The sequence below is a fragment of the Pedobacter sp. KACC 23697 genome, assembly GCF_045348445.1.
Taxonomy (GTDB): Bacteria; Bacteroidota; Bacteroidia; order Sphingobacteriales; family Sphingobacteriaceae; genus Pedobacter.
This window is the reverse complement of sequence record NZ_CP157485.1, coordinates 4,891,435-4,918,318: the sequence shown is the minus strand read 5'-3', so window position 1 is coordinate 4,918,318 and position 26,884 is coordinate 4,891,435. Positions and strand designations below refer to the sequence as shown.

General features: G+C 39.3%; 24 protein-coding genes. 11 read left to right on the top strand and 13 right to left on the bottom strand.

Annotated elements, in window-relative coordinates; all coding sequences use genetic code 11:
- The first annotated feature begins 66 nt into the window (after window positions 1-66).
- From ABEG20_RS20025 to ABEG20_RS20000, 6 genes are all read left to right on the top strand, one after another.
- On the top strand, window positions 67-1,236 hold the full coding sequence (locus ABEG20_RS20025; protein ID WP_406824996.1) for an efflux RND transporter periplasmic adaptor subunit: 1,170 nt from the start codon (window positions 67-69) through the stop codon (window positions 1,234-1,236).
- 48 nt (window positions 1,237-1,284) lie between these two features.
- The gene (locus ABEG20_RS20020; RefSeq protein ID WP_406824995.1) at window positions 1,285-4,467 is read left to right on the top strand and encodes an efflux RND transporter permease subunit; all 3,183 of its coding nucleotides are present in this window, start codon (window positions 1,285-1,287) and stop codon (window positions 4,465-4,467) included.
- Between the two features lie 10 nt (window positions 4,468-4,477).
- A complete protein-coding gene (locus ABEG20_RS20015) occupies window positions 4,478-5,878 on the top strand; it encodes an efflux transporter outer membrane subunit (RefSeq protein ID WP_406824994.1) in 1,401 nt (466 codons plus the stop codon).
- A gap of 458 nt (window positions 5,879-6,336) precedes the next feature.
- Window positions 6,337-9,228 (top strand): DEAD/DEAH box helicase, encoded by a 2,892-nt coding sequence (locus ABEG20_RS20010; protein WP_406824993.1) that lies wholly within the window; start codon window positions 6,337-6,339, stop codon window positions 9,226-9,228.
- A 236-nt stretch (window positions 9,229-9,464) separates the two neighbouring features.
- Entirely contained in the window at window positions 9,465-9,782 is a 318-nt protein-coding gene (locus tag ABEG20_RS20005) for a DUF2892 domain-containing protein (protein WP_406824992.1), read from the top strand.
- Between the two features lie 65 nt (window positions 9,783-9,847).
- On the top strand, window positions 9,848-10,630 hold the full coding sequence (locus ABEG20_RS20000) for a DUF1080 domain-containing protein (RefSeq protein WP_406824991.1): 783 nt from the start codon (window positions 9,848-9,850) through the stop codon (window positions 10,628-10,630).
- A gap of 335 nt (window positions 10,631-10,965) precedes the next feature.
- On the opposite strand, the gene aat is transcribed toward ABEG20_RS20000, so the two are convergent.
- Complete coding sequence (aat, locus tag ABEG20_RS19995; protein ID WP_406824990.1) at window positions 10,966-11,598, bottom strand: leucyl/phenylalanyl-tRNA--protein transferase; 633 nt, start codon at window positions 11,596-11,598, stop codon at window positions 10,966-10,968.
- Window positions 11,599-11,671: 73 nt separating this feature from the next.
- Between aat and ABEG20_RS19990 the strand changes: the two genes are divergently transcribed.
- On the top strand, window positions 11,672-13,114 hold the full coding sequence (locus tag ABEG20_RS19990; protein WP_406824989.1) for a DUF1800 family protein: 1,443 nt from the start codon (window positions 11,672-11,674) through the stop codon (window positions 13,112-13,114).
- A gap of 99 nt (window positions 13,115-13,213) precedes the next feature.
- Window positions 13,214-14,413 (top strand): DUF1501 domain-containing protein, encoded by a 1,200-nt coding sequence (locus ABEG20_RS19985; RefSeq protein ID WP_406824988.1) that lies wholly within the window; start codon window positions 13,214-13,216, stop codon window positions 14,411-14,413.
- A 59-nt stretch (window positions 14,414-14,472) separates the two neighbouring features.
- Here the strand turns inward: ABEG20_RS19985 and ABEG20_RS19980 are convergent, their stop codons facing one another.
- Window positions 14,473-14,826 (bottom strand): hypothetical protein, encoded by a 354-nt coding sequence (locus tag ABEG20_RS19980; protein ID WP_406824987.1) that lies wholly within the window; start codon window positions 14,824-14,826, stop codon window positions 14,473-14,475.
- A gap of 106 nt (window positions 14,827-14,932) precedes the next feature.
- On the opposite strand from ABEG20_RS19980, the gene ABEG20_RS19975 reads away from it, so the two are divergent.
- A complete protein-coding gene (locus ABEG20_RS19975) occupies window positions 14,933-15,301 on the top strand; it encodes a YccF domain-containing protein (RefSeq protein WP_406824986.1) in 369 nt (122 codons plus the stop codon).
- Window positions 15,302-15,684: 383 nt separating this feature from the next.
- Here the strand turns inward: ABEG20_RS19975 and ABEG20_RS19970 are convergent, their stop codons facing one another.
- Window positions 15,685-16,659: an App1 family protein gene (locus ABEG20_RS19970; RefSeq protein ID WP_406824985.1), complete on the bottom strand. Its 975-nt coding sequence runs from the start codon at window positions 16,657-16,659 to the stop codon at window positions 15,685-15,687.
- 57 nt (window positions 16,660-16,716) lie between these two features.
- On the opposite strand from ABEG20_RS19970, the gene ABEG20_RS19965 reads away from it, so the two are divergent.
- Entirely contained in the window at window positions 16,717-17,589 is an 873-nt protein-coding gene (locus tag ABEG20_RS19965; protein WP_406824984.1) for a diacylglycerol/lipid kinase family protein, read from the top strand.
- Here ABEG20_RS19965 and ABEG20_RS19960 read toward each other — a convergent pair.
- Window positions 17,578-17,967: a hypothetical protein gene (locus ABEG20_RS19960; protein WP_406824983.1), complete on the bottom strand. Its 390-nt coding sequence runs from the start codon at window positions 17,965-17,967 to the stop codon at window positions 17,578-17,580. The two genes, ABEG20_RS19965 and ABEG20_RS19960, sit on opposite strands and share 12 nt — an antisense overlap.
- An 89-nt stretch (window positions 17,968-18,056) precedes the next feature.
- Here ABEG20_RS19960 and ABEG20_RS19955 point away from each other — a divergent pair, with 89 nt between their 5' ends.
- Window positions 18,057-18,464 (top strand): energy transducer TonB, encoded by a 408-nt coding sequence (locus ABEG20_RS19955; RefSeq protein ID WP_406824982.1) that lies wholly within the window; start codon window positions 18,057-18,059, stop codon window positions 18,462-18,464.
- Window positions 18,465-18,474: 10 nt separating this feature from the next.
- Here the strand turns inward: ABEG20_RS19955 and ABEG20_RS19950 are convergent, their stop codons facing one another.
- The 9 genes from ABEG20_RS19950 to ABEG20_RS19910 all read right to left on the bottom strand — a co-directional run bounded on the left by ABEG20_RS19950 (window position 18,475) and on the right by ABEG20_RS19910 (window position 26,801).
- A complete protein-coding gene (locus tag ABEG20_RS19950) occupies window positions 18,475-19,128 on the bottom strand; it encodes a TonB family protein (RefSeq protein WP_406824981.1) in 654 nt (217 codons plus the stop codon).
- A 269-nt stretch (window positions 19,129-19,397) separates the two neighbouring features.
- Window positions 19,398-20,084: a peptidoglycan DD-metalloendopeptidase family protein gene (locus ABEG20_RS19945; protein ID WP_406824980.1), complete on the bottom strand. Its 687-nt coding sequence runs from the start codon at window positions 20,082-20,084 to the stop codon at window positions 19,398-19,400.
- Window positions 20,085-20,094: 10 nt separating this feature from the next.
- Entirely contained in the window at window positions 20,095-20,724 is a 630-nt protein-coding gene (locus tag ABEG20_RS19940; RefSeq protein WP_406824979.1) for a hemolysin III family protein, read from the bottom strand.
- A gap of 6 nt (window positions 20,725-20,730) precedes the next feature.
- Window positions 20,731-21,108, bottom strand: a complete 378-nt coding sequence (rbfA, locus tag ABEG20_RS19935) for a 30S ribosome-binding factor RbfA (protein ID WP_406824978.1) — start codon at window positions 21,106-21,108, stop codon at window positions 20,731-20,733.
- A 402-nt stretch (window positions 21,109-21,510) separates the two neighbouring features.
- Window positions 21,511-22,701, bottom strand: a complete 1,191-nt coding sequence (gene hflX, locus ABEG20_RS19930; RefSeq protein WP_406824977.1) for a GTPase HflX — start codon at window positions 22,699-22,701, stop codon at window positions 21,511-21,513.
- Window positions 22,702-22,806: 105 nt separating this feature from the next.
- The gene (gene trpC, locus ABEG20_RS19925; protein ID WP_406824976.1) at window positions 22,807-23,589 is read right to left on the bottom strand and encodes an indole-3-glycerol phosphate synthase TrpC; all 783 of its coding nucleotides are present in this window, start codon (window positions 23,587-23,589) and stop codon (window positions 22,807-22,809) included.
- 117 nt (window positions 23,590-23,706) lie between these two features.
- The gene (locus ABEG20_RS19920; protein ID WP_406824975.1) at window positions 23,707-24,321 is read right to left on the bottom strand and encodes an anthranilate synthase component II; all 615 of its coding nucleotides are present in this window, start codon (window positions 24,319-24,321) and stop codon (window positions 23,707-23,709) included.
- 52 nt (window positions 24,322-24,373) lie between these two features.
- A complete protein-coding gene (locus tag ABEG20_RS19915; protein WP_406824974.1) occupies window positions 24,374-25,771 on the bottom strand; it encodes an anthranilate synthase component I family protein in 1,398 nt (465 codons plus the stop codon).
- 586 nt (window positions 25,772-26,357) lie between these two features.
- Window positions 26,358-26,801 (bottom strand): cytochrome B, encoded by a 444-nt coding sequence (locus tag ABEG20_RS19910; protein WP_406824973.1) that lies wholly within the window; start codon window positions 26,799-26,801, stop codon window positions 26,358-26,360.
- Window positions 26,802-26,884 lie beyond the last annotated feature (83 nt).

The window sequence follows — 26,884 nt, the reverse complement described above, 5'->3', positions numbered from 1 at the left end:
AGTCCTAAATTTTGGCGACACTCTTAATTCCGGAAATTCAAATTTATACACACACAGAAATAGTCCATGAGAAAAGTAACAACTCTCTTTTTTAGCGTGAGCATAGGTATGCTTTTAGCATCCTGCGGAAACAATGATGATGCTAAAAAAGCAGCTGCTGCCGCAGCAGCTGGTCCACAAGCCTATCCGGTTTTTACGGTAAATACACAAAATACCACTTTAGATTCTGATTATCCTGCAACGATTGAGGGTATTCAAAATATAGATATCCGCCCAAAAGTTGACGGCTTTATCGAAAAGATTTTTGTAGATGAGGGTGCAGTGGTTAAAAAAGGCCAGTTACTCTTCACCATCAATGCACCTCAGTACGAACAACAGGTACGCACCGCAAGAGCGGCCATTAGTAGTGCAGAAGCAGATGTTAATGCTGCCCAGTTAACGGTAAATAAAACGAGACCTTTGGTAGAAAAAGACATCATCAGCAAATATGATCTTGATGCTGCCCAACTAACCTTGCAAAGCAGAAGAGCAGCATTGGCGCAGGCAAAGGCCGAATTGGTAAATGCACAGGTTAACTTAGGCTACACCTCGGTTAAAAGCCCGGTTGACGGAGTTGTTGGCAGCATTCCTTTCAGAAATGGAAGTTTAGTAAGCAGTACCAGTACACAACCGTTAACAACAGTTTCTAACATATCAAAGGTGTATGCATACTTCTCTTTAAATGAGAAACAACTGCTGGATTTTTCAAGAACTTACAAGGGAAATACCCTGGCACAGCAAATGAAAAACATCCCGGCGGTAAGTTTGGTACTGGCAGATGGAACAGTTTATGCACAAAATGGTAAAGTCGAATCCATCAACGGACAGATTAATACCAGTACAGGTTCCGCAAGTTTAAGAGCCACTTTCCCGAACCCTACTTCTTTATTAAAAAATGGGGCCAGCGCTTCAGTAAGGGTTCCTCAGCACATTGAAAATGCCATCTTAATCCCTCAAAAATCAACAATCGATTTACAGGGCAAAAAATTCGTTTATGTTTTAGGCGATTCGGCTAAAGTAATCAATACTGAAATTGAGATTATGGATCTGGCCAAGGGTAAGTTTTACGTAGTAACCAAAGGCCTTAAAAGTGGGGATAAAGTTGTTTTAGAGGGTTTCCAATCGTTAAAAGATGGAACGAAAATCAAACCAGAAGAAAAAAGTGCCGATTCAGTTTATGCGGAGATCAAAAAATAACAATGTCATGTTGCTTATCACACTGTTATAGTGTAACCAATATTAATTATGTTTAAGAAATTTATAGAAAGACCGGTTTTATCAACGGTTATATCCATCATCATCGTTATACTCGGTGTTTTAGGTCTAGCTACGCTGCCGGTTTCACAATATCCGGAAATTGCCCCACCAACGGTGCAGGTTTCTACTTCATACCAGGGTGCCAATGCCGATGTGGTGATGAATAGCGTAGTTGTTCCGCTGGAAGAGCAGATAAATGGCGTGGAAGACATGACCTACATGACCTCCAGTGCCAGTAACGATGGTTCTGCAACCATTACGGTAAACTTTAAACTGGGTACCAACCCCGATCTTGCAGCCGTAAACGTCCAGAACAGGGTTGCCCGTGCGACAAGTTTATTACCTGCTGAGGTAACTAAATCGGGGGTGATTACAGCGAAAAGACAAGCGAGTAACGTACTGATCTTTGGTTTATATAGCGATGATCCTTCTTATGATCAGAAGTTTTTGCAGAACTATGCCAATATCAACATTATTCCACAGATTAAAAGGATCAATGGCGTTGGTGATGCAAGTGCCTTCGGAACGTTGGATTACACCATGCGGATCTGGCTAAAACCGGATGTGATGGCCACTTATGGCCTGGTACCAAACGATATTAGCGTAGCCCTTGCCGATCAGAACGTGGAGGCCGCTCCAGGTCAGTTTGGAGAACTTGGTAATCAGGCATTTCAGTACACTTTAAAATACACAGGCAGGTTAAAAGATGAGGCACAATTTGGCAATATTATTATCCGGACTACCGATAATGGCCAGATTCTTCGTTTAAAAGATATTGCCAGAATCGAGTTAGGTGCACAAAGTTATGCCAGTTCGGTTAAATTCAATGGGAAACAGGCTTTGGGTATCGCAATTAACCAAACAGCTGGTTCAAACGCAAAGGAGGTAATCGAGAACTCGATCAAAACCCTTGATGAAGCTCAAAAATCTTTTCCAAAAGGGGTACATTACTCTACTTTGGTTAACGTGAACGACTTTTTGGATGCATCGATTGAAAAAGTACTTCACACCTTGATTGAAGCATTTATTTTGGTGTTCCTGGTGGTGTTTATCTTCTTACAGGATTTCCGTTCAACCTTGATTCCGGCGATTAGCGTACCGGTGGCCATTATCGGAACATTCTTTTTCCTGAGTTTATTTGGATTTACCATCAACCTGCTCACCTTGTTCGCCCTGGTACTGGCTATTGGTATTGTGGTGGATGATGCGATTGTGGTAGTAGAAGCCGTACATGCCAAACTGGATGAAGGTTATACCGACGCCAAAAAAGCAACCATTGATGCCATGGATGAGATTAGCGGAGCGATTATATCGATCACCCTGGTAATGGCTGCTGTATTTATCCCGGTAAGTTTTATCTCTGGATCATCCGGCGTATTTTATAAGCAATTTGGTTTAACACTGGCCATTTCGATCATTTTATCAGCGATTAATGCCCTGACTTTAAGTCCGGCATTATGTGCTTTATTTTTAAAACCGCATAAAGAAGATCACCAAAAATCTAAAAACTTTTTGCAGCGCTTCTATGATGCGTTTAATACATCATTCGATGCGGTAACCGGAAAATATAAAAAATCGATAAGCTTTCTTTCCAGAACGAAATGGATCGTTGGATTGGCTATTGCCTTTTTCGTTGCCTTATTGGTTTGGACAATGAATACTACGCCTAAAGGTTTCGTGCCGAATGAAGATTTGGGAACCATTATGAGCGATATTTCATTACCTGCAGGAACTTCGCAGGAGGAAACCAGTGTGATCATTACCAAGATTGATAGTATTGCCCACCAGATCCCAGAAATTAAAAACACTTTGAGGATTGTTGGACGAAGTATGATCAGTGGTTCAGGAAGTTCTTATGGTATGGTGATTTCGCGTTTAACCCCGTGGGATGAACGCAAAGGCCGCGATGTAAAAGCGATAATAGGCGAATTGTTTGCAAAAACTGCAGGCATTAAAGGCGCTAAAATTATTTTCTTTGCGCCGCCAACTATCCAGGGTTTTGGTACCAGCGGTGGTTTCGAATTCCAGTTACAGGACAAAACCGGTGGAGATATCAAAAAATTCAACGAAATTGGAAATGGATTTTTAGCAGCATTAAGTAAACGTCCTGAAATCCAATATGCTTCTACCTCTTTTAACCCAAATTTCCCGCAATATCAGATCGATGTAAATGTGGCGAAAGTTAAACAGGCCGGCCTGAATGTTAGTGATGTATTGGGTGTGATGCAGGGCTATTACGGTGGTGTTTATGCCTCAAACTTCAATAAATTCGGTAAACAGTTTAGGGTAATGTACCAGGCTGATGCCCAATATCGTGCTAATGAGCAGACGCTGACCCGCATTTTTGTTAGAACCTCTTCAGGGGAAATGGCTCCGGTATCAGAGTTTATTACTTTAACCAAAGTATATGGACCGCAGGCCATTTCCCGTTTCAACTTGTTTACTTCAATCTCAGTAACCGGTAACCCGAATGCAGGCTATAGCTCAGGTGATGCTTTAAAGGCCGTGCAGGAAGAGGCTGCCAAAAATCTACCTGCAGGATATGGCTATGAATTTTCAGGTTTATCACGTGAGGAGATGGCTGGCGGAAGTCAAACGGTTTTCATCTTTTTACTTTGCGTAATTTTTGTTTATTTCCTTCTTGCTGCACAATACGAAAGTTATATTCTACCGTTAGCCGTTTTATTTTCTTTACCAGTTGGTTTAGCAGGTGTATTTGTTTTCGATAAAATTTTCGGGGTAGATAATAACATTTATACGCAGATTACACTAATCATGCTTGTTGGACTACTGGCCAAAAATGCCATTTTGATTGTGGAATATGCAGTAGATAGAAGAAAAAAAGGTATGAGTATAGCCAATGCGGCCATTGATGGTGCAACAGCACGTTTACGCCCAATTTTAATGACCTCTTTTGCCTTCATTCTTGGTTTATTACCGCTAATGTTATCTTCAGGTGTTGGTGCAGCAGGTAATACCTCAATTGGTACGGGAGCTGTGGGCGGTATGCTGATTGGAACAATTTTCGGGGTTTTCGTAATTCCAGCGCTGTTTATCATATTCCAATCGTTGCAGGAGCGCATCAGCAATAAATCTCCTTTTAACGAAGGTATTGATCATGAGCAAACGCAAGAGGAATATGAATTGGCTACTGCGAATAGCAAACATTAATATTAAGAAAATGAATTTTAAATATAAGCACACCTTTTTAACCGGTTTAGCCATTGTTGCCCTAAGTGCCTGTGTGACTAAAAAATACGAACGTCCCCAGGTAAAAAGCGAGGGTTTGTACCGGGATAATAACACAACAGATACGACTACAATGGCCGACCTGCAGTGGAAAACGTTGTTTTCGGATACCACTTTACAGTCGCTGATCCAACAAGGGATAAATGAAAATTTAGACCTTAAACAGGCTATTGAGCGGATTAAAATTGCAGAGGCTACTTTAATACAGAGCCGTGGGGCATTACTGCCAAGCTTACAGGCAGATGTAAATGTGACTGATAATAAACAGTCGCAGGCCTCCTTAAACTTTCCTCCTGGAATTAATATTAATTTAGAAACCCAAACCTATAAGGCACAGCTGAGCACGAGCTGGGAAGCCGATATATGGGGGAAATTAACCAGTGCAAAACGTGGCGCATATGCAACTTTATTACAAACTGACGCCGCAAGAAGAGCAGTCCAAACGCAATTAATTGCCACTATTGCCAATAATTATTATACTTTACTGGCACTCGACAAACAGCTGGCTATTACTGAACAAACCATTGAGGTAAGAGCGAAGGATGTGGAAACCATGAAAGAATTAAAACAAGGCGCTGTGGTAAATGGCGCTGCAGTGGTACAAAGTGAAGCCAATTTATATGCTGCCCAGGTAACCTTACCTGATTTAAAAAGAAGCATTAAAGAGACTGAAAATGCATTAAGTGTATTGGTAGCCAAAGCACCGGATGCGATTAACCGTACCACCTTAGATCAACAGACCCCCTATGCGAATTTACAGACAGGCGTTTCAGCACAATTGTTAAAAAACCGCCCGGATGTAACCGCTGCAGAATTTGGTTTTAGGGCAGCTTTCGAAAATACCAATGTAGCCAAGGCGTACTTTTATCCGGCATTAACGATCACCGCGGCCGGTGGATTATCGAGCCTGCAATTACAGGATTTTTTCAGCAAATCTATCTTCTATAATTTAGTAGGCGGTTTAACACAGCCAATTTTTGCGAGGGGAGCAAACAAAGCCCGACTGAAAACAGCTGAAGCCAATCAACAGATTGCTTTTTACAACTTTCAACAAACACTTTTAACAGGTGGCCAGGAAGTATCAAATGCATTGTATGCTTACCAAACTGCTGCAGAGAAAGAGGAAACAAGGGCAAAACAAATTGCATCTTTAACGAAAGCGGTAGATTTTACCAAAGAATTATTGCGTTACAGTTCAGCAACAAATTATACTGATGTGTTAACTTCAGAACAAAGTTTATTAACAGCTCAATTAAATGGGATTAATGACCGATTACAAAAACTGCAGTCAGTGGTCAACCTCTACCGTGCATTGGGCGGTGGCTGGAAATAAACCGTCATTAAAAAGCACATTGAAGGCATTCTGATTGACAGGATGCCTTTTTTTTTGGTTAAATAAAGAGGAAATTTTCATCCTGAAGGATTATTTATTATATAAAAATCAATATGAATGACAGGTAAATTTTAAGTAGATAATGTCCATCGAGAAATCGTCATTCCCAACTTGATTGGGAATCTTAAACGCTCGCATTAAGATTCCCGCATGCGCGGGAATGACGACCTTAAAAGTAAATTCCGCCAATGGTAGCTCAGCGAAGGATCTTAAAAATAAGATATCTCCTTTGCGGGATAAGAAAATTAAACGACTGCATTACAGTCCCTTTTCATTGCAGCATAAAATTCAACATATTTTCTATCCCAAAAAAGGCCAGTTTTTTTGATGTAACCGCAAAATATTGTAAGTTTAAATTTTTTTAAGCGCTTAGCTTAGAAAAATTTTTAAACCAATCAATGTTACGTGTCGATAGTTCTAAAGCCTGTAAAGTGGTGTACTCTTTGTGCAAGCATGAGTATTTGGGCTATTTAATTGAACCACACGTAGTTCAGCTAAACCCACAGGGAGATTTTTCCTTTACTTATCAAAGAATTTTCACACATACCGCTGAAGAATTTATTGCCTGCTTAAGTGATATTGATTATAAACTGATCAAGATTTTGGATGATATTGAGCAGGATTCGCTCATTAAAAAGTATTATAAAAAATTAATCAGGCCTACTGAATTCTTTACCAAAATTTTCGACGATAAATTTTATGAAAATGTTCGTCCTAAAATTGAAAAGAAACTTGCCGAAGCTTTAGAAATCTTAAAGGTAAAAAATGAGCTTTATGTAATGGACAAAGATGGCTGGCCGGTAGAGCGCAAAATCGAACTCGCCAACGAGCCTGCATCTATCCTTTTCCATTTCCGGAGGAATGAAACGGAAACACGTTATTTTCCAACGATCAAATATCAGAACCTGCGCATCGAATTCATGTTTAAAGAAGCACAGATTATCAGTAACAAACCTGCGTGGTTATTGCTGAATGATGTATTATACTTTTTTGATCAGGATATTGAGGGCAAGAAATTACAACCTTTTTTAAATAAACGCTTTATTGCCATACCCAAAACAACCGAAGCCACCTATTTCGAAAAATTTGTCGCCCCCTTAATAGAAAAACATCATGTATATGCCGAAGGTTTCGAGATCAGGACCGAACAATTTGAGGCTATACCCGTGATTAAAGTTTTATATGTTGATGGCGGTCTTTCTCAGATTCAGCTCTATTTTAAATATGGGGAATATACATTTCCGGTAGAAAATGCACATAAAGTTACGGTACGTTTAGAAAAAACGGCCGATAACTATATATTTCACCGCATTAAACGTTCGGCAGACTGGGAGAAAAAGCAGTTCAATCTACTCCTCTCGTTAGGGCTAAAAAAAACAAGTTCTTTGTTCAGTAATCTGGAAGTAGCTTCAGCAGAAGAAAACCCAAGTTACGGCGCAATAAATTGGGTCAATGAACATATCGAAATCTTAGAGGCATCGGGTTTTGAAATTGAACAGGCCACCGGGCAGAAAAAATTTGTACTCGGTGCCAGTAAAATAGACCTGGAGGTTAAAGAAGGGAATGATTGGTTCGATATCCATGCAGTGGTTTGGTTTGGTAAATACCAGATCCCTTTTCTATCTTTAAAGCAGCATATTTTACATAAGAAGCGCGAATTTTTATTACCTGACGGAGAAGTAGCCATTATCCCCGATAAGTGGTTTACGCAATACGGCAGTCTGTTCAGTTTGGCAGAAACAGGGCAAACGCTTAAATTACAGAAACACCATATCGGTTTAATCAACGATCTGGCCGAAGACAGTTTGGCGAATGTGACCCTCGAACGCAAGCTACAAAGGCTATCAGACTTTGAAGATATTGCAGATACACAGATGCCGGTAAATTTTAAAGGCAGTTTACGCGATTACCAGAAAGCCGGCTATAACTGGTTCAGCTTTTTACGCGAATATAATTTTGGTGGTTGCCTGGCAGACGACATGGGTTTGGGTAAAACCATCCAAACACTGGCCATGCTGCAAAAGGTAAAGGAAGATGATCAATTGCTTGAAACGCAGACTACCTCCCTTATCATCATGCCTACTTCTTTAATTTATAACTGGTTAACAGAGGCTAAAAAATTTACACCAAAGCTCAGAATACTGGCACATACTGGTACTAATCGCAATAAAGATGTAGCCAATTTTGCCAATTACGACATTATCATTACAACCTATGGTGTAACCAGGGTAGATGTAGATGAATTGAAAAATTTCTATTTCAATTACATCATTCTCGATGAAAGTCAGAACATTAAAAATCCGGCATCAAAATCTTTCAAAGCCGTTAGGAGCTTAAAATCAAAACACAAACTGATTCTAAGTGGTACACCTGTAGAGAATTCAGTAAGTGATTTATGGTCGCAGTTAACTTTCTTAAATCCTGGTTTATTGGGTACGCAGGCATTTTTCTACGAAGAATATGTGCAGGCAATAGAAAAGAAAAAGGATGAAGAAAAAGCACGAAAACTGCAATCTATTATCAAACCTTTTGTACTCCGCAGAACAAAAGAGCAGGTAGCTGCAGAATTACCTCCTAAAACGGAACAGGTAATCTACTGCGACATGAGCGAAGACCAGGCTGCTTATTACGAAAAAACAAAATCGGCTTACCGCAATGATTTATTGCAGAGCATGGATGATGGAACTTTTGCACAGAAACAGGTTCAGCTTTTACAGGGATTAACCGCTTTACGGCAGCTGGCCAACCACCCTCTAATGATTGATGGGGAATACATCTCCGACTCGGGCAAGTTTGAAAACGTCATCCATACATTAGATAATGTACTTAAGGGCGGCCATAAGGTGCTGGTTTTTTCACAATTCGTAAAACACCTTGACATCTTCAAAAAACATTTTGAAGCGGAACATATACCATTTGCTTATTTAGATGGCTCAACCCGTAACCGTGGCGAGATCGTTTCTGAATTTCAGCAGAATACCGAGTTAAAGGTTTTCTTAATCTCCATTAAAGCTGGTGGTGTAGGTTTAAACTTAACACAGGCCGATTATGTTTTTATCCTGGATCCATGGTGGAATCCTGCGGTAGAACAGCAAGCCATTGATAGGACCCATCGCATTGGGCAGGATAAAAAGGTTTTCATCTATAAATTTATTGCAAAAGACACTGTTGAAGAGAAAATCCTGGCTTTACAGAACCGTAAAAAATCACTGGCCAATTCATTAATCACTACTGAAGAAAGTTTCTTTAAATCGCTGAGCAAAGAGGACATCAGGGATATATTGAATTAAAATCTATGTCATCCTAAATGCAATGAAGGATCTTATTAATAGATCAGGTTTTCTTATGCTTTCATAATTTTGAGATTCTTCACTACGTTCAGAATGACAGATAGTATGTAGATTTCTCCAATGGTGATGCACTACTGCCGAAATGATGATGAAGTTAATGGAAAAACAATTTAAATTCCTTTTCAAAACTCATTCTCACCTTGTTTGTTATATAATAAAATATAAATTCTACTATTATGACAAACCAAGATTTTAATACCGCAGTAAACAATGTTAAAGAGGCATGGAAATATCCGGAGTTATTCGAAAATGTTTCAAAATCTGAGCGTTGGTTATCTGGCGCAGCAGGTACATATTTACTTTTCAAGGGCATTACCGGCATTTTTTCGCATCCTGTAATTGGCTTAACGGGTGCAGCAATCGGTGCAGGATTACTTTACCGTGGTATTACAGGCTATTGCCCCCTGCGCGATTTAGCAGAACAACGCAGAAAAGATGTTGCACCTGATGAAGTCGTGATTACTGAAACCTATGTTGTTGACGATTTAGGGTAAAATTTTAAATACTAAATTTCCATTTCTTAATAAACTGGTTAACTTTAAAAAGTTAAACCACTATCATGAACAAGTACACACTATTATTTATCCCCGCACTTTTTGCAGGGCAAGCTATGGCACAAGATAAGAAACCAGATCCTGCAAACGATCCAAAAACAACGGAGGTTTGGGAACCTGTTCCTAAAATTGTTACGCCTGGCAAATTGCCTCAAGATGCACCATCTGATGCCATTATTCTTTTTAACGGTAGAAATTTAGACGCATGGCACTCTGTTAAAGACCCATCTAAACCAGCGGCATGGACCATTGACGATGGCTTTTTTACTGTAAAAAAAGGGACAGGAAACATCGAAACCAATAAAAAATTTACCGATTATCAACTGCATCTGGAATGGAAAATCCCTGAAAACATTACTGGCGAAGGCCAGGCACGTGGAAATAGTGGTGTATTTTTAGCTTCAACCGGTGGTGGTGATGATGGTTATGAGATCCAGATTTTAGATGTTTATAACAACAAAACCTATGTGAACGGCCAAACAGGAAGTGTTTATAAGCAAGCAATTCCATTAGCCAATGCCAATAAAAAACCTGGCGAATGGCAATATTACGATATCATTTGGAATGCGCCACGTTTTAACGAAGATGGAACAGTACAAAAACCAGCAAGTGTTACGCTGTTTTTAAATGGCGTACTTTTGCAGAATGGATTTGTATTAAAAGGAGCAACAAGGTATATAGGCGCCCCTGAATATAAAAAACATGGCCCTTCTTCTATTAAATTACAAGATCATGGCGATCCAAGCCCTGCTATTAGCTACAGAAACATTTGGGTTAGAGAATTATAATTTCAACAAAACAGCAATAAGGAACCTGCAGGCCAAAAGTTTGCAGGTTTTGTTTTATAAATAATTTGACTGATAACGGCCTGTTATTGTGCATGGTTTGGCATTACTTCCTGCAGCCACCTTATACCTTATTGGTTATTATTATTAAAAGAAAAGGAGGTCAGCCCCCCTTAGTGGTACATGCCATTGATCATGATGCAAAAGGAAAATTTTTGTTACTATTCTGCAATCGCTCCGGTTTCGCATTTTTTTGATGACTCAAAGGTTTAATACCATACGGCATAGGGCACTGATAATTATATTAATATTCTTCAAAAATAAATCCCGCCTTTTGCTTAAGAAGCCTGAAGCATTTCCATGTACAACTCCCGACTGATCATTTCGGCACCTAAACTCATTAAATGATCGTTCGGTAACTGGCAGTCTATCAAATCAATAGTCATGTTACTTAAAAAAATCAATGCTGCTTTAGAGGCATTACTTACATGACTAAACATACTTTCGCCACAAAAAACACGGTTTACCTTTAATCCATATAACCCCCCAACCAACTTATTCTCCAGCCAAACCTCTACACTGTGCGCATAACCTTGTTGATGGAGTTTAATATAAGCATTTTGCATATCATTGGTAATCCACGTGCCATCCTGCCCGTTTCGTGCTGTAGTAGCACAATTTTGGATCACCTGGGCAAATGCCTGGTTGAAAGTAATTTTAAAAACCTCCTGTTTTAAAATTTTCCTCATGCTTTTACTGATTTTGATTTTATCGGGGTAAATCACACAGCGTTTGTGTGGCGAATACCAGAGAATGGGTTCACCTTCACTAAACCATGGAAATATACCATTTGAATAAGCAATCAATAACCGCTCCGTACTTAAATCGCCTCCAATGGCCAACAAACCATCCTCTTCTGCCAGGGCCGGATCGGGAAATCCCGGGTGCTCATCTATCAACTGAAAAAACATGATCAAAAATAAGAAAGAAAACAAAGATTAAACCCTGACGTTCTAAATAAGTCATATTGTAAAACAGTCCATTATGAACACAAAAGATAATTTCTTAAAAGTAAAACATCTTTATAACCGGGCAGGCTTCGGGGTTTCTTATACCGACTTAGAAAAATTAAGCAGAAAAAAACTAGATAAAGTAGTAGATAATTTGCTTAAAGATTCGCAAAAAGACGATCCCATTAACATGGTAAATGATTTTGAATCAAAACGGCAGCTTTTGGTACAGGCCGGTCTATATGCCAAAAAAGACCTTACTGATGATGAAAAGAAAATGCGCCAGCAGATTATCCGCGAACAGAATGAAGTAAGCCGCGACCTGAATATTGCTTTCATTACCAGGATGATCAATACGGATGCTCCGTTGCGGGAGAAGATGACACTCTTTTGGCACGGACATTTTGCCTGCCGCAGCAACAATCCTTTCTTTGCACAACAATTAAACAACATTCAAAGGGCAAATGCCTTGGGTAGCTTTAAAACCTTATTGGTTGAGGTTTCCAAGTCGCCTGCAATGCTGCAATATCTAAATAACCAGCAGAATAAAAAAGGTAAGCCAAATGAGAATTTTGCCCGCGAACTAATGGAACTTTTTACTTTGGGAAGGGGAAATTATTCAGAACAGGATATTAAAGAATCTGCCCGTTCATTTACCGGCTGGATGTATGATAAAGATGGTTCATTTATTTTCAGGAAGAACCTTCATGATACCGGTACAAAAACCTTTTTCGGTAAAATCGGGAATTTCGAGGGCGAAAACATTATCGATATTATTCTCGAAAAACCAGAAACCGCACAGTTTATTGCCTGGAAAGTATATAAATTCTTCGTTAATGATAGTCCTAATGAGGCACATGTTAAAGAACTGGCCACACATTTTTACAATTCGAAATACGACATCGCTTCCATGATGAAAAAAATGTTTACTTCTGATTGGTTTTATAGTCCGGAAAATGTTGGCACAAAAATTAAATCGCCGGCCGAATTTTTAGTGGGTTTGAGTCGTGAGTTTTATGTTACCTATAACAAGCCACAGGTTTTAATACAGCTACAGAGCAGTTTAGGGCAATATTTATTTAATCCGCCTAATGTTGCAGGCTGGCCTGGCGGACAAAGCTGGATTGATAGCTCATCACTAATGTTAAGGATGCGGATTCCTTCGCTTGTATTAAATGATGGAGAAATTGATTTTAGTGGCAAGGCCGATCCTGAAGATGAAGCGGTAATTGCACTAAGCCGCACAGCTACAAGCAACGCAAATGCCAATATGAAACCAAAATCTTATGTAAATGCAAATGCAGATTGGCCTAAGTTTTTAAGCACCTTACCAAAAGGATTAACACCATTGGCGCTCACCGAGTTTTTATTACAACCAAAATTAAACGATAAAATCACGACCATGGTAAGTGATAATAAAGGACTGCGGAGTACTGCGGTGGAGATTACGAGCATGCCGGAGTATCAGTTGTGCTAGACGAATATAGCTTGATGGTTTGATGGCTCATGGTTGATAGCTGTTTAGCTAAACATCCGGACCACCAACCCATGAACAAGTGAACAAAACACTAACAAGATGAACAGAAGAAATTTTTTAAGAAATACAGCATTTGTTGCAGCAGGTTCGCTATTTGTTCCCGCTTTTATGAAACCGCTTGAGGCCATGGCACTCGATGAATTGAGCCTCTACAAAAACCTGGTTGTGGTACAGCTTTCTGGTGGAAATGATGGCTTAAACACCGTAATTCCTTTTGGAAATGATATATACTATCAAAAAAGAAATAGTATTGCCATTAAACCCGAAGAGGTAATTAAACTGAATGATATGCAGGGATTAAATCCGAACATGGCCGCCCTGCAGGAAATCTACGACCAAGGCTGGATGACCATCATTAACGATGTTGGCTACCCTAATCCCGACCGTTCGCACTTCCGATCGATGGATATCTGGCAAACCGGTAGCGATAGCAATCAATTTTTATCAACCGGATGGATTGGCCGCTATTTAGATAGCAATTGCCAAACCTGTAAATTTCCTTATACCGCGATAGAAGTTGACGACTCACTTTCTTTGGCCATGAAAGGCCAAACCAAAAAAGGAATTGCACTAAAAGATCCTGCAGCTTTGTTCCGCAACACCAATGACCCGTTTTTTAAGGCCATGCTACAGAATGATAAGGAACATTTAGATGAAGATAACCTGGGTTATTTGTATAAGACCATGATCGAAACCTCATCATCAGCCAACTATATACAGAATACTTCCAAAGTTTATCAGTCTAAATTCACTTACCCCAATTCGGGTTTTGCCAATCAATTAAAAACAGTTTCAAAATTTATTTCTTCGGGATTAAAAACGAGGGTTTATTATGTATCGTTAAGCGGTTTTGACACCCATGTGAATCAGATTGGCCAACAAGGTAACCTGCTTAAACAGTACAGCGAGGGCATGGCAGCTTTCTTAAAAGATTTGAAATCTAACAATAAGCTTGAGGATACCTTAGTAGTCACTTTCTCTGAATTTGGCCGTAGGGTAGAGCAAAATGCCAGTAACGGTACAGATCATGGAACTGCCAATAACATGTTTGTTTTTGGCGGGAAACTGAAGAAACAGGGAATCTTCAATGCAGCGCCTAACCTGAGCGATTTAGACACCGGAGATTTAAAATACCAGTTGGATTTCAGGCAGGTTTACGGTACCATTTTAGATAAGTGGCTCGATGTAAATAATGCTGATATTCTGAATAAGAAGTTTAATACGCTGGATTTTATATAAGGTTTACAAAGAAGTCAAGTGTAATAGCCAGCGCATAATGAACTTGACTTCTTTATGATTTACTTCCTTTTTAATACATATACCGGCCGGTTGCTATCCTCATCAATCTGCTCCGTATAAACGCTAAACAGTTCATAATTATAGGCTTTCATTTTATTCACCGCATCTAAGGCTGAATTAAATTCGAGTTTTTTACCATCATCATCCCTGATGTACAGTTCACTTACATCGCCCGCTTTTTGTCCATATTCCAGCGCAATCCATTGTTTATCAGCTAAAAAAATTTTTATGGCGCGTATTTGGATATAATCTACATGGATGTCGGTCAATTTCATACCGTTTACATTTTGGGCTTTGGCAGTACAAAGCCAGAAGCACGCGATCATTGCCGCTGCAAGAGTAATTTTTTTCATATGATGTTTCTTTTGTGTGTAATGCTAAATTACAAAGAATCCAATTAGAATACTGGCACGATCTGTAACAAAATACCCAATATTAAATCTTAACGTAAAAAGCATCATGAACTTTTTAGGCAATATCATCTGGGTTATTTTTGGTGGAATCTTTATTTTCTTCGAATATATTATTGGAGGAGTAATCCTTTGCCTAACTATTGTGGGAATTCCTTTCGGTATTCAATGTTTTAAATTTGCCATTGTTGGCTTAGCGCCTTTTGGCGTTAAAATAACCGACACCTCATCAAATACCGGCTGCTTATCTACCATTATGAATTTAATCTGGATTTTCTGTGGTGGTTTTTGGATTGCCCTAACTCATTTATTTTTCGGCATCCTGCTTTGCATCACCATTGTGGGCATTCCGTTCGGTCGTCAGCATTTTAAACTAATGAATCTGGCCTTTACGCCTTTCGGCAAATCGATTTCTTGATCATTAAATTTAAAAAATTTCTACCCCTTATTCGTCATTACGAGAAGGAACGACGAAGCAATCTTACGAAGACGCTATTTGAGACTGCTTCGGCTTGCGCAATTCCAGCCTCTCAATTGATATTTCGTACGATTACGCTATCATTCTTTTGAAAAACCGGGGTGCTGTGTTTATCGGATCCGACAGTCCCGCCATCCGCTTTACCTCTCTGCGTTCGGTGCTCGCTGCTGTCAGGTTTATTGAACTATGGCCTGTTCCTGTGAGCAAAAACTTTCGTACTATATCGTAGCGTCATTTACAACCTCATTGGAAATCTTAATGCCTTGACAGGGGGGTAAGCTGCATGAAGATTCCCGCCTGCGCGGGAATGATGCCCCTTGAAACTATCGAATCAATCCTATTGATTTAGAATGCTTGATGGCCTCTTCACTCTCTTTGAATAAACAAGCTTCCACTCCTTTATCTTTTACTTTTTTAAGTAATTCTTTAGTTTCAGTTTCTTTTTCGGGCCGGATATTACGAATATAAACCGCCTCGATGTTTTGCGGGTATTTTTCTACTATCGCACTGTAGATTTCCGGGTCTTGCTGCGAGTTATCACCAAAAAATACAAACTTTTGATTGGGAAAGGTATCTAATATGCGCATTACCCTTAATAATTTACCCTCATGGCCGGTTTTGCCTGTTTTGAGTAAATATTTCCATCTTTTAAGTGTATTCAACAGAAAAGCACCTTCAGGCAGTTTATTAAACCTGAAAGTCTCTACCAAATAATCGTAAAGATTCCATTCACTGCTGCTTACATAAAAAAAGGGGTTGGGTTGATTTGCTTCCGTGTGCGAAAGGGCCAATTGCTGATAGTGGCTGGCTGTATCTGAAAAGGTTTTACGGGTACGCGGATTTTTGATAAACAACTCTCTCAACCTTCTGCCAATAGTTGCTGAGTGAGAAACCATTACGGTATCATCCACATCAGAAATAAAAGCATATTGCGTAATATGCGGCACATATACCCTGCCCTCTCCAATATTTAAAACAGATCCGTTCTGATCAATAGCTTCCACTTTAACATTGTGCCAGCCTGCCGGAACATCATGTTGCGCCTTCCATTCAAATTTGAAAAAACCATCCGCTTCGGTTTTGTTGTAAACCGTCTGATCAAAAAATTGCAACCGTACCTCAACAAAAGCATAAGGTTTTAAAATAAAGAGTTTTAAAAGATGGACAATGTTAACGAACAGACTATTACTGTAAACCTGCCGTGTTTTCGCCCTACGTTTAAAAACATGACCATAAACAACCAAATTGTGCGCATGGCCATAACCGTGATATACTTTTACACTAACAGATTTATTCATCTATATTAAAACAGAGTTTATTTAAAGTTGTTTGTTGATAAACCCCATCAGGTAAACATGAAATTATTATTCATCATCAACCCAGGCTCAGGCAGCCATGATCTTAATTTAAAGGAAGTAATTTCTGCCCATTTCGATTCAAAACATTCAGAAATTGATCTTTTCGAATTACCTGAAGATTGTTCTTTAGAGAAGATAAAGGAGAAGATAAAAAGTGCAAAAGCAGATCGTGTAGTAGCCGTTGGTGGTGACGGAACCTTGAAACTGGTTGCGGAATGCCTGTTGCATACCGAAACGCCTATCGGCATTATTCCTGCCGGTTCGGCTAACGGGATGGCAAAAGAATTGGGCATACCTACTGATATTGAGCAGGCCTTGGCCATTTTGGATGAAGGCTATTTGCAAAAAATCCACGTGATTAAACTTAATGATGAAATCTGCATCCATTTATCCGATTTAGGTTTTAATGCCTATCTGGTAAAGAAATTTGATACGCTGCCACAGCGTGGCATGTGGGGCTATGCAAAAGCCACCTGGCACGCCTTGTGGAACCACAAAAGGATGGATGTGCAACTAAAAATTAAAAATGAAACCATTAGCTCTAAAGCAGCTATGGTGGCCATTGCCAACGCCACCATGTATGGAACCGGGTTAAAGATTAACCCTGACGGAAAATTAGATGATGATCTTTTTGAAGTAGTTATGGTAAAAGATTACTCCTACCTGGAGATTTTAAAAATATGGATCACTAAATTACCATTTAATCCGAAAAAGATAGAAGTGTTTCAAACTGCAGAAGTAAAGATTTCTTCAAAACATAAAGCGCACTTTCAGATTGATGGAGAATACATTGAAAAGGTGAATACTGTTGAAGCAAAAATTCTTCCTGCTGCTATAACAGTGGTTTTACCTGGGGCATTAGAAAACTGAACGGTGAATTGTAATCGTAAAATACAACCTGAAAAATTCGGCAATAAAACAGATCCGGAATAAAATATCAAACCACCTTTCGCCAAGGTTTAACATTTCTGGTAAAAAAGTGATGAAACCGATGGAGAATACCCAAACCACCAAACGGAAAGGAAATTGAATATAATAGGCTATAAATCCAAATTTCTTAAATAGGGTTAAACCGATTGCAGAAATAAATAATGATACAAACAAAGGCAAAAGTAAAATTACTTTGGCCTGCGAAAGGATCTGATCGGGAATTTCATTTAAATGGGTTAAAATCTGCCAAAATTGTCTGGCTAACAAAACGATACTGATGAGATCCAATAAAGCAAAAAATCGACTGGTGTTCTTCATTGTTGGCTAAATTAATCAATTTTGTTTATCTTGGTTTAGCCCTTACTCCAATTCATTGCTCCATGTTCAGATTAATGTTAACGGTTTCTATGTTTTTCAGCACAGTTTTCGGTTATTTTAATGATCAGGAGGCGTTTTTCCCTATCAATAACAAAACAGACTGCTCCCATAAAAAAGACCTTTTAACGGGCAAGGAAATTTACAGCAGCTATGATGAACCCGCTACAAATGAAGGAGGCCAGGTTAAACTTTATAGAGCCATGTCTGGCGTAAGACTGGATTCGATTCCAAATCACGCGTCAACCAAATTCATGGTATCGTTTTTAGTTGACGTAGATGGCAGTATTTCCAGAGAACGGGTAGTAAAGGATGAGGTTGGTAAAGTTGGCGAGCAGATGTTAAAGATTGCAAAATCTTTCAAATGGATTCCGGCAAGGTGTAAGGGTAAAAAGGTGGCCACAATAACAACCCTATCGTGTCAGATATGCTTACAGTAAAAACATTTTGTTATTTACAGTATTTGAGCAGATAATCATCTGCTTTTTTGCTTCCCATATATTTAACGAAAGTAAAATCCTCACAAGCGCCTTGTTTATCGCCTTGTTTTATTTTTTTTAAGCCCATTTGAATGCGATCGTCGAGGTATTCATCATCTATACCCAGTTGATTTTTGATTGCTATCATCTGAACTTCCTGTCCGGGTTTGGCCTGATCGATGTTTTTATAGAAATTAATCACTGAATTGGTTAGCCCTTCCTCAGCCTGATAGCTGCGAATGGCCTCCTGCATGGCTTCACTTGATTTTCCTTCACAATTGTAGCCCGAAAGTTTAAAATTAACCGGAGCAACGATCGAAACGGTTGTATCGTAACCTGCAGGAACCTGCCATTTACCGCTGCTCATTCTAACTAAACGCAATGCTTCTTCATCCAGGTCAGACAATATCCCTTTGCTCACTTTTGAAAAATAAACCTTTCCTTGTGCATTAAGCTTAAAACTGATGTTCACTGTTCCCTGGATACAATTATCTTTAGAGAACTGCGGATAGATGGTATTCTGCGTTAAGAAGTTTGTAAAACCATTTTTACCAGATTTAAACTGAACCTGGGCCATCGCTAGTGAACAGCAGAAAAGTAAACAAATGGTGAACAGGTTTTTCATTGTACTAAATTACTAAAAAAAGCTGAAAGCATTTTACCACAGAGAGACACCGAGTTTTTCACAGAGAAAATGAGCGTTTTAATTTAATGGTAAGGTCGTCATTCCCACGCAGGCGGGTAATCTTAAAGCGCATTCAAGTAGCAATCGTTGTAAGATTGCTTAGCGGCTGAAAAAAGCCTTCTTATAATGACATTCCCCAGCACGTCATCGCAAACAATTCTCTCTGTGTGGTCTCCGTGCCTTCCGCTCTATTTTCTCTGTGGTTAAAACTAAGAAAAAGTTGCGCTCAAAATAAACTCCGGATCAGGGCAATTGGTTAGATATTTTTTGCGCTCGCTAAACTTACAAACGCCCGGATAATCGCCTTTTAATCCCTGCATATCTTTTATCAGCTGAAAATGAAGATGTGGTGGCCAGCAACCGTTTTCATCTTCTTTGCCCAATTCGGCAAATTTTGTTCCTGCTTTTATGTGCATTCCTTCTTCCAGATGACTTAAAGAAGCTAAATTCAGGTGACCGTAAAGCGCATGGAATTTATACCCGGCAATATCATAAGCCAGAATAATGGTTGCACCGTAATCGCCAAATTTGTTGTTATTGGCAAAGCTATGAACGCTTGCGTCATAAAAATTGTAAACTGGTGTTCCTGCAGCTGCCCAGATATCTACACCTAAATGTAACCTGCGCGGTTCTTCTTCAGTATCAAAATGTACACTTCTTGAATAAATGGTGCGGTGTTCATTGTAGCCTCCAATGCCATACCGCGCTTGGTGTGCATTAAGCTTTTCATCAATCCATGCTGAAAACCGGTCGATATCTCCTAAAATTTCAGCAGTAAGTTCAGTGTTTGTAGCGGTAAAATCAAGCCCCAAAAGCCGATCATGTTCCGGATTAAAATCCACTACCTGATGGATCAAGCTATGATTCTTTTCTATTATCTGCTTAAGGATATGCATCGGTGGAAGTTTATTTAAAGATATAAACGTAATTGTAAATGTAGTGCGACAATGCACCGCCGATTACGAATAAATGCCAAATTTCGTGACTGTGCACCCATCTGGATAATTGTTTATCTTTTGCATAATAATAAGTGCCGCCAATATAAAAGAGACCACCTAACAGTAGCCAGAAAATGGCTCCAATGGGTAAATTAACCAACATTTTCTGGAGTAAAGGTACAATTAAACAGCCCATTAAAATGTAGATAGACAAAGATATAGCTATACTTTTTAAGCGGTTAAAAATTTTGAGCAGACAGCCTACAATAGCTATAATCCATACGATGGTTAACAGACTCCAGCGCAACCAGCCGTCAAAAACCAGTAAGGCAGTGGGGCTGTAAGAACCGGCAATCATGAGGTAAATACAGCAATGATCAAATTTCTGCCAAAAACGCACACCATATTCAGTTGCAGGATAGCCATGATACATAGCACTTACGCCGAAAAGAATAAAAGTACCTATACTGTAAATCCATGCAGCGGTATATTCAATAGGTGTATTGCATTTTTGAAGCAACAAGTATCCTGCCGGAACCGCTAACAAAGCCGGTATAAAGTGTGTAAAGAAATTAACGGGTTCCCTTAGCTTCCTCACCAAAAATTATTCGCTCTCTTCGTCTTTTTGTCTGGGCTCTCTGGCAATCTTATCAAAAAGATGATCCATGCGTTCTACATATTCATTGGTATCATCCACAAAGAAAGTAAGTTCTGGCACCACCCTTACCTGATGGCGGATTCTGCTTCCCAACTTATATCTGATCTCTCCGGCATGTGCATTAACGGTATTGATTGAAAGTGTGGTATTATTGGTATTAAAAAAGCTGAGATAAACTTTAGCCACGGCCAAATCAGGCGAAACCCTTACCCGGGTAATGGTTACCAATGTATTAGGCAAAAATGCAGCACCTTCACGCTGAAAAACCTGTGCCAACTCCTCCTGTAATACTCCTGCAAATTTCTGCTGACGTTTACTTTCCATAATGTTATAATTATCAATTACCAATAATCAATTATCAAACCAAGCAAGGCAGATAATATTAAACTGATAAGGTTTTAAATTATCAATAACCAATATTCAATTATCAGACCATGAACAATCTGCTAATATTAAATGGCATTAACAATAATATTCTAAAAAACTTTTGAAACCTCACCACCCGGGCTCAATTAATAGTATCCTATGCATATCGTCATACTGAATTCATTTCAGCATCTCTCCTGCAAATAGACCCTGAAATAAATCCGATAGCTATCGGATCAGGGCGACGATTCTAAGTTTAAAAAATACATAGAAGCATCTTAGTAGAAATTATATAATCAAATCTGTGGTTTAGGTTTAAAAACTAATGGCTTATTTCTCTATTTAACAACGGAATTTAATCTAATAAAGCAAATTACTGTCATACGGATATCTCGCTACATGTGCAGCCTTAACCTTATCGTACAATAACGTTTTAAATTCTTCTATATTCTCTTTTTGTGTAGCCGAAATAAACAGCACTGGTATTTTACCATGACTCATCCAGCTATTTTTAAAATCTTCCAGTGTCAATTTACCATCGTCATCATCTCCTTCCACTTCCGGCGAAACATAGGCATCAATTTTATTGAAAACCAGGATCATATCTTTATCAATTGCGCCAATATCTTTTAAGGTTTCATTAACGGTATTAATCTGGTCTTCGAAATTTGGATGCGAAACATCGACCACGTGAATCAGCAAATCGGCTTCCCTCACTTCATCCAGAGTAGATTTAAAACATTCTACCAAATGGTGAGGCAGTTTGCGGATAAACCCAACAGTATCAGAAAGCAGGAAAGGTAAATTCTCGATTACTACTTTGCGAACAGTGGTATCTAAAGTAGCAAAGAGTTTATTTTCGGCAAATACTTCCGATTTCGACAACATGTTCATGATGGTTGATTTACCCACATTAGTATAGCCTACCAAAGCTACCCGAATCAGCTGACCACGGTTTTTACGTTGTGTTTCGTTTTGTCTGTCAATGTTTCTTAAACGCTCCTTTAGCAAAGAGATTTTATTTAAAATAATCCGCCTGTCACTTTCAATCTGCGTTTCACCGGGACCACGCATCCCGATACCACCTTTCTGGCGTTCTAAGTGTGTCCACATACCGGTTAAGCGCGGTAATACGTATTGTAACTGGGCCAGTTCAACCTGCGTTTTAGCCTGTGCAGTTTGTGCCCTGTTAGCAAAAATATCGAGAATTAAATTACTCCGGTCCAATACCTTAACTCCCAGTTCTCGATCTATATTACGCAGTTGCGATGGCGATAATTCATCATCGAATACTACGGTATCAATTTCTTCTGATTTTACATATGCTTTAATTTCTTCCAGTTTTCCTGTACCTACAAAAGTGGCTCGCTCTGGCTTAAGCATTTTTTGCGTAAAAACCTTCTCTACCTTCCCTCCTGCTGTATCTACCAGAAAGGCCAGCTCGTCTAAATATTCTTTTGTTTGGGCTTCTTTTTCGCCGGGCGTAACCACACCCACTAAAATTGCCCTTTCCTGCACCACGGCAGTATCATAAAATTTTTGTTTTCCCATGTAATTGCTACAAAGATACGAAATTTGCGAACGTAAATTTAAGCTGTAAAGACTTCCGAAGTTTCGAAGGCCAGGGCGCCAGCAAACTTCGGAAGTCAATGTTGACTATATCTGCGCTACAAATTTTTTAATAGCAGCTCCCGGATTATCCGTTTTCATAAAATTCTCGCCAATCAGAAAACCATTAAAACCTGCTACTTTCAAATCCTTAATGGTCTGCGGATTACTGATCGCACTTTCCGAAATCTTTAAAAACTCATCAGGAATTTTGTTCACCAAATCGAACGAAGTTTGAATATCAACTGTAAAATCAGCCAGGTTTCGATTGTTTACCCCAATGGCATCTAGATGAGGTGAGATACTTCTTTCCAGCTCTTCGAGATTGTGCACCTCTAAAAGCACATTTAAACCAAGGTTATGTGCAAACTTTCCAAAATCGTTAATCTGTTGTGGCGTTAAGATAGCGGCAATCAACAGAATAACATCAGCACCCCAGGCTTTTGCTTCCAGGATCTGATATTCATCGATCATGAAGTCCTTTCTCAAAATCGGAATATTGTTTGCAGCACGGGCAGCCAGAAGATCATCGGTTTTACCCCCAAAAAAATCTACATCTGTTAATACCGAAAGTGCAGATGCCCCCGCAGCATTATATGCCTGCGTTACTTCAGCAACATCAGCAACGCCATTAATTAAACCTTTAGATGGCGAGCGGCGCTTAAATTCTGCAATAATACCTGTCCGGTCTTTAGCGAGCAAAAATTCTTTAAAAGAATAAGGTATCCGCTTAAAATGCACCGAATTCTCCAAATCATTAACAGAAACCAACGCTTTTGCTGTAGCAATTTCTTCTCTTTTACGTAATACGATTTTATCTAGTATGTTCATTTTACTAATCCGTCATGCTGATCCGATAGCTATCGGATTTGTTTCAGCATCTAATAATTAACTAATTCCAGTAAGATCCTGAATCAAGTTCAGGATGACGACCGGATGAATAAAGCGCTAGGGTGTCGAAGTTAACCAATTCTCCATCATCTGTTTGCCATGCTCGGTAAGCACACTTTCAGGATGAAACTGTACCCCGCGTACATCCAACGTTTCATGTCTTAACGCCATAATTTCATTTTTATGGTCTCGGGCCGTAATTTTTAAACAGGCAGGAAAATTATCTTTACTCACTACCCAGCTGTGATAACGGCCAACATTAATGGTTTGCGGGCATTCCCAAAACAAAGGCTCATCGCCATCTACAACCGTAACCGGCGTAGCAATACCATGCATTGGCCTACCTAAATTGTATAGCGTGCCGCCAAAAGCCTCTGCAATGGCCTGTTGGCCTAAACATACCCCAAAAATGCTTTTTGTTGGCGCATAAGTTTTAATTACATCCAGCAATAAACCTGCTTCTTCCGGAATACCAGGACCTGGTGAAAGCAATATTTTATCATACTTTTCTACATCGGCCAGATCGAATTTATCGTTTCTCCAAACCTCCGCCTCATAACCAACTTCATTTATTAAATGCACTAAATTATAGGTAAAACTATCGTAATTATCGATCACAAGAACCACTCCCTTGCCCCCTGAAGGGTGATTACTATTTATATTTTTTTCCATTGTATTTTTTACTGGTGGATTTTACTCCAGACTAAAAACTCCCGATTCCAAACTAGATCTGCTCTGCCATTTGCACCGCTTTACGCAATGCCGCAATTTTATTATTTACTTCCTGCATTTCGGTTTCGGGTACCGAATCGGCCACAATACCTGCCCCGGCACGGTAATGCAGTACGTTATTTTTGCTCATAAAAGTCCTGATCATGATGGCATGGTTAAAATCTTCGTTGAAACCCATAAAACCGATGGCACCGGCATAAAAATTTCTACCGAGTTTTTCATTTTCATCAATCAGCTGCATGGCTTTATATTTTGGTGCGCCACTCAAAGTACCTGCGGGATAAGTATCGGCAACCACTTTAAAGGCACTTACATTTTCCTGCAAACGTCCACTCACTTTACTCACCAGGTGGATCAGATGCGAATAGTACTGCACCTCCTTAAAAGACTTTACTTCAACGCGGTTACAGTGCCTGCTTAAGTCATTTCTGGCCAAATCAACCAGCATTACATGCTCGGCACTTTCTTTAGGATCTTGCTCTAACTTCCTGGCCTGTTCTGCGTCTTCAATATCGTTTCCACTTCGCTTAAATGTTCCTGCGATTGGAAAAATATTGGCCGAATTGTTTTTGATCGTAATCTGTGCTTCTGGTGAAGAGCCGAACAGTTTAAAATTCCCGTAATCAAAGTAAAACAGGTAAGGTGATGGATTTATCGAACGCAGGCAACGGTATACATTAAATTCATCTCCGGTAAAAGCCTGTTTAAATGCTCTTGAAGGAACAATCTGAAAAACATCACCACGGTAAATATGCTTCTGTAATTTCTCTACCAGATCCATAAAACCCTGATCGGTTAGATTTGAACTTTCCTCACCACGAAGCTGAAACTTATATTCAGGATAATTTTTATTCTGGATCAGGTATTCCATCTTTTCCAGTCCCCCCTCTTCTTCTCCATCGAAAGTATTTTTGAATAGCGTAATTTCGTTCTTAAAATGATCAATGGCAATGATGTAGCGATACAAGTGGTACTGCATTTCCGGAATCTCTTCGCCTTCAGGCGTTTCGGAAGTAAACCTGATATCTTCAAAATGCTGCACGGCATTCCAGGTGAAATAACCAAACAGGCCGCTCGAAATAAATTTGATTTCAGGCAGTTCAGTTTCCTTAAACTTATCCTTAAAATCAGCAATTTCATCAATCAGGTTTTTGCTCTCGGTAATTTCGACCGTCCCATCAGGAAAATAGGTTTCCAATCGAGAACCTTTTAAAATGATACCGGCAACCGGATCGGCGCAAACAAAACTCATGGAATTTTCGCGGCTATGGTAATCGGAACTCTCCAGTAAAATGCTGTTTGGATAAACATCGCGCAGGCGCAGGTAGATGCTTACCGGAGTGGTGGTATCGGCAAGTAGTTTTTTGTAAGTTGTATTTATTTTATACATGATTTTACGATGTTGTTATTGCTTCGTGCACCGCAATAACGGTTAAATTATTTTTAACAATAAAAAGCCCGGCGTGTGGTTCTACGCCGGGCTTTAATGGTTCTTTAATAAGGTTTAGGTTGATAAACTATATTTCTTTCATACGCAGCCAGCGCAATCCGTTTTCGAACTACTTTGCCAAAGCCATGTATGTATATTGTTGATCATGAGCCACAAAAATATAAAGAATTTTGAAAAAGCAAAATATTTATGAAAATAAGTTTAGTCTAGAGTCAGAAGCCCGAAGTCGTGATATTAGTTACATTGTCATCCTGAGCACAGCGATGGATCTTTTACACAATGTCGTCATTTGGAGCAGAGTGCAACGCAGTCGAGAACCCGAAGGCTCAGCTAAGCTAAATCTGCCTAGATAGATCTCTCCATTCCGCAATGCTCCAGTCGAGATGACGACTGCTGGCATACCTAGCTTAGCTGAGCCTCCGTGCCCTTCCTCTGTGTACTTTGTGGTAAAAAACGAGTGTATTAGAACCAAAAAAATCCCGCTCTTTTAAAACGGGATTTCATATCAATTACTGGATATTTTCAATTAAGAAACTCCAAAAAACGATCTTCCCGGAACTGCTTTAACCATTAATAGAATAGCAACAATAATTAGAACCAGTGCCAATCCAAAGAAAATAGCAATGGTGCGGTGCTTAGCTATAGCATCTGTTACTTTTTTCGACTTTGCGTTACCAATCGTAATTAAAATGATCGCAATAAGCATCATAGAGGTATGCTCAGCTTTAAAATAACGACCGATGGCATCGCTCATAGGCAATTTAGTTAGCGGACTTAGGAAAAATAAAACCAAACCAATCAAAAATTGAATATGCGCAGCAATCAGCGTAAATACATTCAGTTTGCGGTTACCTTCCGTGTATTTTTTATTTCCAAACCAGCCCGATAATGCGTTGATTACCGCAACAACCAATAAAATCAATACGATGTAGCGCCATCCGGAGTGCGCAGATTTTAAGATACTGTACATTTTTCTAAAATATGTTTAATCAAAAGTAGGCATTAATTGTAAAAAATAGGATATTCTGTAAAATGAACGCTTATTTATATTAG